The 10,744-nt window shown below is 57.6% G+C and carries 9 protein-coding genes; 1 reads left to right on the forward strand and 8 read right to left on the reverse strand.

What is annotated here, in order from left to right:
• From AC221Y_RS14255 to AC221Y_RS14290, 8 genes are all read right to left on the reverse strand, one after another.
• Nucleotides 1-1,203 (reverse strand): acetamidase/formamidase family protein (locus AC221Y_RS14255; protein WP_486707579.1); only part of this gene is annotated, 1,203 nt, incomplete at its 3' end.
• Nucleotides 1,204-1,684: 481 nt separating this feature from the next.
• A complete protein-coding gene (locus tag AC221Y_RS14260) occupies nt 1,685-2,605 on the reverse strand; it encodes a DMT family transporter (protein ID WP_299757066.1) in 921 nt (306 codons plus the stop codon).
• A gap of 500 nt (nt 2,606-3,105) precedes the next feature.
• The gene (locus tag AC221Y_RS14265; protein WP_299757068.1) at nt 3,106-4,251 is read right to left on the reverse strand and encodes a fatty acid desaturase; all 1,146 of its coding nucleotides are present in this window, start codon (nt 4,249-4,251) and stop codon (nt 3,106-3,108) included.
• Nucleotides 4,252-4,479: 228 nt separating this feature from the next.
• On the reverse strand, nt 4,480-4,902 hold the full coding sequence (locus tag AC221Y_RS14270; RefSeq protein ID WP_299757070.1) for a hypothetical protein: 423 nt from the start codon (nt 4,900-4,902) through the stop codon (nt 4,480-4,482).
• Nucleotides 4,903-5,159: 257 nt separating this feature from the next.
• The gene (locus tag AC221Y_RS14275) at nt 5,160-5,564 is read right to left on the reverse strand and encodes a hypothetical protein (RefSeq protein ID WP_299757076.1); all 405 of its coding nucleotides are present in this window, start codon (nt 5,562-5,564) and stop codon (nt 5,160-5,162) included.
• A gap of 294 nt (nt 5,565-5,858) precedes the next feature.
• Nucleotides 5,859-7,796, reverse strand: coding sequence for an Ig-like domain-containing protein (locus AC221Y_RS14280; protein ID WP_486707580.1), 1,938 nt, complete (start codon nt 7,794-7,796; stop codon nt 5,859-5,861).
• Nucleotides 7,797-7,974: 178 nt separating this feature from the next.
• Nucleotides 7,975-9,279 carry a hypothetical protein gene (locus tag AC221Y_RS14285; RefSeq protein WP_299753734.1) on the reverse strand — a complete coding sequence of 435 codons (1,305 nt, stop codon included), beginning with the start codon at nt 9,277-9,279 and terminating at the stop codon, nt 7,975-7,977.
• A gap of 108 nt (nt 9,280-9,387) precedes the next feature.
• Nucleotides 9,388-9,843, reverse strand: coding sequence for a pyridoxamine 5'-phosphate oxidase family protein (locus AC221Y_RS14290; RefSeq protein ID WP_299753733.1), 456 nt, complete (start codon nt 9,841-9,843; stop codon nt 9,388-9,390).
• 132 nt (nt 9,844-9,975) lie between these two features.
• On the opposite strand from AC221Y_RS14290, the gene AC221Y_RS14295 reads away from it, so the two are divergent.
• Nucleotides 9,976-10,744, forward strand: a protein-coding gene (locus AC221Y_RS14295; RefSeq protein ID WP_299753732.1) for an IS5 family transposase whose coding sequence is annotated in 2 segments (ribosomal slippage) — nt 9,976-10,288 and nt 10,288-10,744 — 770 coding nt annotated over the 2 segments. Because the reading frame shifts where the segments join, the coding sequence is not laid out codon by codon here. This gene is flagged as partial in the annotation.

Raw genomic sequence — 10,744 nt, forward strand, 5'->3', positions numbered from 1 at the left:
TACTGTCGCCCGGTTGCGGATCTCGGCCACAGTCACGTCAAGCAACTTGGCCGCGCGAGTGAGGCCGTTCTCGATTGCGTCGTTGAGGTTGGCTGCAGTGCCTATCACTGAGATTGGGGCCAGAGGCTCTATCTCAGACACGCCCCATTTTGTAGCAAGGCGTTGGCCTTTCGCTTTCTCCGCCTCGCTAAACGGTTTTGCTAGCGGCGGCAAATCCTCTTCCAAAGGGAAAAGAACGGGCCCATCCAGCGGATAGTTTTTCACGACCTCTACCTGCAATGTCACGCTGCCTGAGACATCCATGGTATGCCCGGCGATTTCGCCATCGCCCTGGCCGGCATGCATGTCCCCCATATAGATGCCCGCGCCGGGAACCTTGACCGGAGCTACTAGGATCGAGCCCGCGCGTACCGCGTCGATATCCATATGACCATCGGTCTTGTGCTCGGCCAGTTGCTCGGCCGTGATGGCGTAATCATGAGGCGCGCCGACCAGAAAGGCGCCGAAATCACCCGCGTTGTGGCTATCGGGCATTGGCATCGACGGGCAGGTGCCAAGCTGGCCCATGAAGGGGCGCATCCGGATTAGCGTGCCTGGCATGTCCGAGGGCGCGAAATTAAGGATCGAATGCTGGCGGCTTTCGTCGGGCAGGGCTGAGTAGTGATCTGCGTCTTTAGCAATCGTTTCCGCTGCTTCTTTCGGCAACGTCAGCCCTACAGTGCGAGTTTCGTCGAAAGTAACGGTATAGCCGTGTACGATCTCGAAGGGTTTCACCGCGTTGCCGCAAGCGTCACATTTGACCGATTCCTGCCCAACACCTTCGATATGCGTCTCTGGCCAGACCGTGTCACAGACGGGACAGCGCGCGGCGACATAGGGATCGCCCAGGCAAAAACCTTCGGGAGAGCTGTCATGCCCAGACGCCGTGGCGATTGATGTCACTGTGATGTCCCGGATGCGGATAGCGACACCATCGCCAACCTCGGCCCCCTCGACATATACAGGCTTGGTTACCTCGTGCCCGCCTCGCAGGCTCGGGGTGATCATTGGCCCCCAGCAGCCGGGCGCGGTATTTGCGATGATCGTGCCGCCGTCTTCGACTGGTCCCAACATCTTCTCATTGGGATCGAGCACGCTATTGGTGAATTCCTGAACAACGACGCTACGGCGCGATGCTGGCGCTGCATTACTTCCATCCGGCATGATGCCCACTCCCTGAATTGAATTTATCGAGGGTAAGAGTAGTTGTTTCGACCACGTCTGCAAGGAGCTAACTATCGACAGAAGGCGAAGGACCAACACTCGGTTTCGGCTGGCCGCAGGACACGATCGAGAAAAAAGCTCAGCGACTAAACACCCGCAGAGCGTTTCGAACGGTCGGTGCAGATGACTGCTGCGTCTTCAACTTTGGTTAAGAGGGCCCACAGCAGACCTTCACTGCCGTTTGCACTAAGGTCTGCTAAGCGTGACAAAGTGAGCTTTCGCTGCGCCTGTGCCAAAGGCAGCTTTCGGTCGCTCAATGCTTCAATTGAGAACCGCTAAATACGAAGTGTGTCGAAGTTCACCCCTCTGTTCATGACCACGTCAATCAGGAATGCAGTCTCGGAGCGGCATAAGGGGCGAGTTGACTGTCCTTGTAGAGACTAGTTCGCATGCGTCTGACAGTACCGGCTTGACGGTTTTATTATTCCGGCGCCGTTGCCCGTGCTGTCTGGATTTCGCGGTGCCAGACATAAATGCCGGCGACTGCGATCACTAGTGCGCCCAGATACGTGAAAAAGTCTGGGTATTCACCAAAGATGACCATGCCCCAAACTGTGGCAAAGAGCAGCCCGACATAGGAAAACGGTGCGATCGCGCTCGCCTCTGCCGCCATCAATGCTCGGATCAGGCAGAAATGGCCTAGCGCGCCGAAGCACCCCAGGGCCATCATCAAAACAGCCGCCAGCGGATCAGGGCGCACCCAGAAAAACGGCACGATCAGGCTGAGCACCACTGTTCCGAAAGCGGCTGTGTAAAACAGCGAGGTCCACGCGTCTTCATCGCGGCCAACGAAACGCGTGGTCAGCGCATAGCCGGAGTAGGCAAGCGCGGCACCCACCGGCAGGAGCGCGGCAGCAGAAAACACCTGTGAACCCGGGCGGATGATGATCAATGCGCCCACCAACGCAGCCCCAACGCCAAAAGCCCGGCGCGGGCCAAACCGCTCGCCCAGGATAAGCGCAGCGCCCAGCGTGATAAGGATAGGGTTGATCGACATGATCGCAGCCGCATTTGCCAGCCCGATGGTCACGAAACCGAAGAAAAAACACGACGTAGCAATCAGCAAAAAAACCGAACGCAGCAATTGCAGGCCCGGATAGCCGGTTTTAAGGACCCTTTTCATACGCGGCGCAATCAACAAGGTCACCACGACCGTCTGTCCGGCATAGCGAGCCCAGATCGCCATGACCGTATCAGTACGGTGGGCGACTTCTTTGGCCATCGCGTCCAATACGCTAAAAAAGAACATAGTGGCTATCATCAGCGCGATGCCTTGCGCCGTACCGCTCAGCTCTGACCATGGTCGCAGGCGAGGGCCCGGTGCAGGTTTCTTGAAAGCCATCTGTGATCTCCAGAAGTTGGCTTACGTGAATAGCCTCTCATGTGTGGTGTGCGTCGGTTGTGCAAGGGTTGAATTGGCGCTGCGCCTGCGCTGTCAGAGGAAACTGACTTGAGAGGGGCAGGGCGATGAACTGTCCTTGCGAAGCGATAAAACGCAGCCCCTCCGTTACTTCAAAACAAGTCCCGAGATCATCCACCTGCCCGTGATGATCTAAGCATGGTTACCACTTTCGCTCCGGAATGCAGCAGTATCTGCTGCATGAGCCTAGCATCGCCGCCGATGGTTATAGTTGGCTAGAGTTTGAGCGTATTGCTACAACTGGTTGTTCGGTGGCGTGCGGTCGTTTCCGGCTCCAAGCGAGTATTCGCCGCGCTCCGAACCTATGGCAGATTTGGGAAGCGGGTCATTCGGGGCGCTGCGCACGAACTGTCACAACGCGGACAAGACGAAAGTCTATACGCGACGGGTCAAGGGCGATTGTATCGAACCTCAAAAATGCTTCAAGCCAGTCCCTCGGGTGCTAGGTCCCCTATCGAGGCTTCCTCGACCTTCGCTTTCCGCCGTCGCTCGGTCTTCGCCGTCACAGGGAGAGGTATGTCGAAAACATAGCCCGGCTCGGACTTTTGACGCTCCCAAGTGTCGAGCATTTCGCGCCACGCCTGCCGCAGATTGCGCGGTTCGGGCATATCGTCCTTGATCTCAGCAGCCAGCGCGGGAAGGTTATAGCAAGGAATGCCGGCATACATGTGATGTTCGGTGTGCCAATTCATATGCCAGTAGAGAAACTCAACGACCCTCGGTAGGCGTATTGACCGGGTGCTCTTGCGGAAGTCGCTGGTGTTTTCCATCAGACCACAATGCTGGGGTAAAGCAACGAAGTAGCTGAGCCAGTTTCCGACATAGCTGGGGATGGTGATGATGAGAGGCAGGACCCAGAGACCGGTCACAATCGCCACGATGAGGACCGCGCCGTGGAATGCCAATTGTGCGCGCGACCACCACATTGAGCGGGAGTGCTGGTCCGGCTGGTCCTCGTGTAGTGCCCGCAACCACTCGTTGGCAGGAATTTCGGTCGAGCCGACTTTGCCGACCGCATCCAGCATCGTGACCCAGATCGTTGACAACAGCCCGCCTTTGCCAAACGTGCGCCCGGGTTGGGTCAAGAGGTTGACCGTGAAAAGCTGCAGAAGAAAGGTTCCGCCCACATTGGGATGCAATGGTAGAAGATTTTCGCGGTCGCCCTCGGGGTGCAACGTATAGCGGTGGTGATAGGTGTGGCTGGCCGCGTAGTCGAACGGATTCCACCAACTGATCAAGCTGAAGAGAAAAAGAAAGAACTTGTTGAGCCACTTGGTGTCAAAAACGGTTCCATGGCCGAGCTCATGGGTTGCGGTGCCACGGAAGAAAGTCGCGATTGTGCCGTGGACGAATAGCGCCGCCAGAAAGGCGATCCAGTAGCCCTGGGCCCAGGTCAGATAAACCGCCGCACCTGTTAGGCTGAAGAGACCAAAATGCCCTCCGGCTTGAATCCAGCCTTGCCGATTGCTGCGTTTGGAAAGCTCGCGAAACCGCTCGGGCGGCATCTTGGAGCGGTACCATTGGACGTTTAGGGTCTCGCGAACGTCAGAAAGGGGTTGGTATTGCATGTCTCACCACCACATTCGAAGCAATGCGAGAGTGGCCCGTCAAAAAGGAAATATGCAAGGTTTTTCATATACAGCACCGCTGAGCGTGAGCTGCCTCAGAGGCTGCGCGGTACTTCCTAAGCATGTCCCCCGGGGCTCAAAGCATGCCTTCGCCGCAGATCGTACTAAGTCTTCACAGCAGGGTGCGTATACGCCGGTCCTGATATAAACACCGCTAACTATTTGGCATCAGGTCCAAGAAATAGCTGTCCCGACCAGCACCAAGCCCATCCCGGCCAGTTCTCGAACGGTGTACGTTTCATCAAAGTGAAGCAGAGAGATCGTACCAAGGATAACCACCTCAGCCCCCAGGATGCCGACGTAGATTAGCCCGAGCCGCGCGCGCCTAAGCGCGAAGACCTCGAAAGTCGCTGCCGTAAGGAGCGCGGCTCCAATAATGAGAGCCAGACCAACGCTCGGAAGTTCCGCTAGCGACTTCATCGCAACCATGGCCACGCAGTAAAAGAAGGCAGAAATTAGCGCGAATATCGCTACAGACTGAAACAGTCTGAACAGCTCAATAATATCAATGACGTTGGTGTAGGGCCCAACCGCTTCTTTGGTAAAAAAGAAAAGGGTAGACGACAGACCTCCACGCCCAGTCGAGGTCAACTTAAGAGTCTAGGATCAGATGTGTATTCACGCAATCCAAGAATGCCAACGCGCAAGCTACCGGCGATTTACGCTCGCGAATCCGGTGTGTCCGCTCAAAGATGGTGTATCGCGGCGGCTACGCAAATGCCCGACACGCGGGATCAAGCTGTCAAGCGTTGTTAAAGCTTGACGATCCGCTTTGGTGAGTAGGGATTGGAAGTATGGCTATGACGTCATTCATGGCGGTCGTGGTCGTGCGAACAACTCCTAGATGGTCAACCGACCAAAGTGCCTAATCCCTCTCGCTTGATCCGCGCAAGTGCTTCAACCGCAATTGCCGTGTCTTGTGCGCCCGTTCCGGTTAGGTCGCATATTGTGACTGACTGTTGCGTGCGCTCGAATTGTCTGGCTCCGGAGGTGAAGGCTCCCAGCTCGATGACATCGCGATCAATGTTTGCACGCGCCATATGCTGAATTTCTCCGCCGATTTTGCATTGCGCCAACGTATCGCAGACAACCAAGTCAGCGCGCCGCAATATCTCTGACTCCAATTCTTGTTTGCCCGGCAAGTCCGAACCCATGGCAGTAATATGCAAACCGGGATGCACCCATTCGGCCGAAACAAGCGGCTCTGTGGCTTGGGTCGTTGTCACAACTATCTGAGCAGACTTTACGAGTATGGCGCAGGTTAATCAGACGCCTTGTGAGGCGTTTGAGAAATGCGTTGCGTGCCTGGCGTTTCAAAAGGGCTTTTAGCTGCCGTTTGCTGCGGGATGGACCCGGGGTCCGCTCAGCGGGCAAGGTTCTAACCGTGGAAGCCCCAAAGGTGCGGCGTGACGCTAAGCAAATTGCAGAACGGTTCCGGCTTAGCGGAAGCAGGCCTAAGGACCGGGCTAGGGTCTTTTGTGACGTTTACATTTCACTATCTTAAACGCACTCGCGTCAAATGCCCGATATCTGTGCTCTGATCAGGGTCATTCGCCTACGATCACGGTAAGGCTGCCCTCGTCTGTCGCAAATCGGTCGGAAACGGAAACGCGCAGCCGCACCTCTCCTGCAAATCCCGGAGCCGGGGTATAGATCCATTCGCCTCCCTCGGGATGCAGTTGGCCCGCCTCCGGCCCCTCGATGAAGGCGTATAAAACACCCTGAAGCTCTGGACCGGGCGTCAGCGAAATTGGCTGATACGACGTGGTCGTCACTGTCTGATCCGTCGCTCGCGGGGGCTCCTCGCCCACCCGGACGAAGACCCCTTGTGCATAGCTGTAAAACGACCCGGCCGGCACCTCTTTCAGGGCTAGGGCTCGCAACATGTACCAATCGCCGGGCTGTGGATCGGGATCAATGAAGGTGGTCCCGGTGATCAGTGCATCTTTGTTCAGGGGGACAAAATTGGTGCTGCCGTCTACCGCTCGGTAGACCCGGTAGCCTTGAACATCGAGATCAGCCGAAGCGGTCCAAGACACTTCCACCCCCGCGCCCGTAGCACGGGCGATCACCTTGCGGGCAGGGGCGGTCGGAAAGGCGCGGCTGGTCGGGTCGCCCATCAAGTTCACCCAGATAGAGTTACGCCACAGGTACTGCCCGGTCGGAAAATAATCCATGACCTCGCGGTAGGGGCCCACCACCGTCCCATTGTTGACGGTGCGCATGTGGACCTCGCCAATGCTGCGGCCAAGCGCCATGGGATGCAGCACCCAGGCCGGCCGCCCGCCCCACCCGCTGGCGATTGTGTACCAGGGCTGAGCCAGCATCGCGGAGATCTGGTTGCCGCGCCGGTTGAAGCGCTGCTTTCCACTACCAAAGTTGATCGTGAAGATCGCCTTGTTGGCGAACTCTGGGTAACGTGCGGCGTCCGCGCTGCCGAAATCCACCCCCCAGAGCCAGGGCTGCGCCTCGCCTGCATCGTGATGCCCGCCCACTGTCACCGCCTCTGGCCCGACGATGTTGCGTAAGGCATTGCGCTCAACTTGCAGATAGCCCGTCCCGCCGTATGCTTCACGAAGGTCGCCAAGCAGGCCCTGACGCCAGTGATGGTTCTTGTCGAAATAGGCAGCCAGAAGCCGGATCTCGCGATCCCCGTCGCCACCGCTTAGATTGGCCATGTCAATGCGACCGACCTGCATCTCGATGGTGTCGCTGGGCACTTGGTTGGGCAACAGGATGCCCGCGCGGTTGTCCTGCCACTTCCCGTCCATCTCGGCATAAAAGAGGTCGGTTGGATGTGCGACAGGTGCGTGCCCGTCGGGCGCGGCGCGGCCGCTCTGCACCACCGGCACATGGCCTATCAGGATCAGTGCATGGCGGCCGAAGGGATCGACGAAATATTGCTTCTGGACCCATGATCTGAGCGCCCAGGCGCGGTCGAGGTTGGCCACCGGATCGCGGTCGTCTCCGCGCGGAGTGTTGTGGCGGATTACCCGCCAGCCGTCGCCCACCAGATCCATCGCGAAGCGGTCGAGACGCGCGGCGAGGGGGGCGGCGAGCGTATCGTCGACCACAAGAAGTGCTGTGCCGCGGGTCTCCTCGGCCGGGACCTCGGTGCCGGCGACCCAGTAGCCCACATCGACGACGTCGCGGGCGCTGCGCAGCACTTGATATTCAAAGGCCGTGCCCGGGCGGATCGTATCGTCGGTAAAGCGCATGACCGGCCCCAGCGCGGGGGCAAGCGGCCGCCACGATCCCGGCCCGCTCTCCCCAAGCCGCCGCCGATTGACGGCGACATTGCCGACCCGCGGCGGATTGACGGTGGCCCAGCTGAGCTGCACCGCGCGGCCGTTGGGGTCTATCACGGCTTCCAGCGGGAGGGGTTCTTCGACTGAAGTCTGGGCGATGACAGGACTTGCGATGCTGAGCGCAAACGCCAGAAGGATCGTAGCGCCGTTCCAGCCCGCCTCTGATCGAAGCAACATAACCATATCCCGCATTTACTCCAGCCTCGCAGTCCCCTCAAGGGCTTGACGCGCTGTTCGCACCGACACATCAAAAAAGCGCGCCGCCGATCGGCGCCTCTCTTGCTTGTTCTGGTGGCGCTGTCAGGGCGCCTTGTTTCCACGCCGGACCACACGATGCCCAGATCGCCGAGACCAGCTACTGTGCTCGGTGAATCGGCAGGTCGTCGATCTTCGCCTCGATGCTGTCAAGCATCTGGAGATATTCCCGGCTTTCAATAGAGCCGAAACGGCCGTTGAAGTCCTCTTCAGACATGATTTGTGGAACGCCGTCGAATGGAATGATTACGTCGTTCTCCTCCTTGATCAGCGCTATCAGCGCCGGCCAATTCTCAGGAGGGGCGGACATCAGCCTGTTGGACAAGCGAATACCTGAGTTATTGGCAGCGATGTCGGTGAAATCGAAGCCGCCTGACTTAAGCGTGTCGAACAATTCCTTGAATTCCCCGACCGATGCGGCAAAACCACGGTTGCTGGCCGCCTGAAGGGCGGCGGCGGTGGTAAAATGGCGGCGACTGTCAATGCGGCCGTTGAAGGTCACGGCGGAACACTCTGTGCGCCATGGCCGCTTTTCAACAAAATCCTCTCCGGCAAGGCCGCCCACGACTAGGGTAAAGTCGCGCGCGCCGCAGACCCGCGTCAGTGCGAAGATAGCCGCCGTATAGGCATTGGCGAGATCGCCTGAGGTCGCGTCCTGGAGCGTGGCGGTAAGCGTGAAGAGCAGATAGGGCAGATAGCTACCTTCAGTCGGCAAAACACCATCATCCATCGCCTCGCGGATCATGACGTAATATCGATCTATCTCATCGGAGACCGGCATTTCGGCGCCGCGCAATGCCCCAAAGAGCCCTCGCATGACACCGTTCTTGCCCATTTCGGCGATATTGAGATCGAAGGAGACCTGGTCGTCCTGGATATCCATGCGCGAGGCAGCTTCGACCAAGGTCGTTCCAAAATCGTTTCCAAAGATCGCATTCCCGCCCAGCCGTCCGAGCTCAAGGGCAAGACCAGGCGGCACACTCAAAGCGCCTACCTGGACGGCCCGTAGTACGACGCCGCCGTCGAAGGCCGGGACCGCCGCCGATACGTTAAGCCATCGCGATTGTCCCGTCCCGGGAACAGGGACCGATGCCTGACCGCTGACAAGTCCATCCTTAACCACGAAACTTCCGCGAAGCCCTGGAATAATGCGCGAAGCCACCCGGATGAGGCTGTTGAGGTCGTCTTGGGTCATGATAAGACGTTCCGACTTCGCGCCGCCTGAGCCCGCCGCAACGCGCACCTCCCGGACAAAACTACGGGCAACGACGGCATCTTCGGGGGTCGGAGCGCCTGCATGCGCGACTGTCGGGCTGCCGTCCAGCACAAAGACCCACAGAGCCGCGCTACCGACAAGGGAGATAGTTACCAGTCCCCAAAATGCCCGGCGAAGAACCTTTCTCATTGCAAAACCATGCCTTTCTGATCGTACCCTCATCAGATATCAACCGTACCGTCTAGAGTGATGCGCTCATTATGAACGACTGCTTTGGGCGGCGGACTTACCCGCCGTTCAAGTTGCAGTCTTGCTTGAAACAGGCGGCCAAGCAAAATCTGGGCCAGTCCTGAAGTAAGAGACATTATTAGTGAAGAAACTCTGAGGTTTCAGTTTTATCAAACGCCCGTCGGGCTTTCCGATCATGGCAACATTTTCAATGAACCACGAATTCCAGCTTTCTTCATCACACAAATACTTCTTCAACAATTGACGAAATCTCGCAGGCGACATCGGTTCAGTACTGGCTTCGCCTCGCAGTTCAAGATGCAACAAAACCCCAGCAGTATTGTCGAAATGGACTATTTCAATAGCGCATCTCGGGTCGTTATTGATGCACTTTACGGAACTGGCATCTGTTGAACCAAGCAACCAAATAGCACCGTCTTCCCAAATAAACCACATAGGCGCATTCCGGGGCGCACCGTCTTTAGAAGCGGCCGCTAGGGTCGCTATGATTGGGAGGGCCAACACTTCTTCTGGGTCAAATGCACATGACTCCGAACCTAACCATGCCTGATTTGACTAGGCAGCACACCCATTAATTTCTTTTCTTTAGCATAGACTTGTGATTCAATTTCCGGAAAATAACGGCGTGAGTGGGACATGGCACGATCAGACATGAGCGATCTGGAGTGGGAATTCATCAAAGCGGTTCTTCCAAACAAGACGCGCGGAGTGAAGCGGGTTGACGACCGGCGCGTCATCAACGGGATTTTCTATGTCCTTCGAACAGGCATCCCCTGGGCCGACCTGCCAGAGCAATACGGCCCGCCAACTACGGCCTACAACCGCTTCAACAGGTGGAGCTATGCAGGCCATTGGGATCGGATCATGGAAGCCGTGGCGGACGCCCACAACGTGGACATGGTCATGGTGGATGGCACCAGCATCCGCGCCCATCATGCGGCAACCACTCTAAAAAAAACGACCCGCGTCGTTGCCTCGGGCGCTCGCGCGGCGGGTTAGGCACGAAAATTCATGCACTTACGAACCAGGACGGTCTACCGATCCGGTTTGAGCTGACACCCGGGCAGGCCCATGATGCACCGCCCTGCAAGCACCTGCTAGATGCGCTGCAACCCGGCCAGTACGTGCTGGCGGATAAGGCCTATGACGCTGATTGGATCCGTGAGTTAATCTGGGAACAGGGTGCAATCGACGTCATCCCATCAAAATCGAACCGAAAATTTCCCAAGGATTTCGACACGGAAATCTACAAGCAGCGTAACAAAATCGAGCGCTTCTTTGGTCGCCTGAAAGCCTCCTTCCGCCGCATCGCCACGCGGTATGAGAAAACTTCACGCAACTTTCTGGCAATGATCAAACTGGCCTCAGTCCGTCTGTGGATCGAGTTTTATGAGTCCGCTGCCTA

It is taken from the genome of Boseongicola sp. (assembly GCF_057460485.1).

Bases quoted from the DNA above. Each gene is read 5' to 3' on its own strand.
- AC221Y_RS14260 (WP_299757066.1), bottom strand. From the start codon at position 2,605: ATGGCTTTCAAGAAACCTGCACCGGGCCCTCGCCTGCGACCATGGTCA.
- AC221Y_RS14265 (WP_299757068.1), bottom strand. From the start codon at position 4,251: ATGCAATACCAACCCCTTTCTGACGTTCGCGAGACCCTAAACGTCCAA.
- AC221Y_RS14280 (WP_486707580.1), bottom strand. From the start codon at position 7,796: ATGTTGCTTCGATCAGAGGCGGGCTGGAACGGCGCTACGATCCTTCTG.
- AC221Y_RS14285 (WP_299753734.1), bottom strand. From the start codon at position 9,279: ATGAGAAAGGTTCTTCGCCGGGCATTTTGGGGACTGGTAACTATCTCC.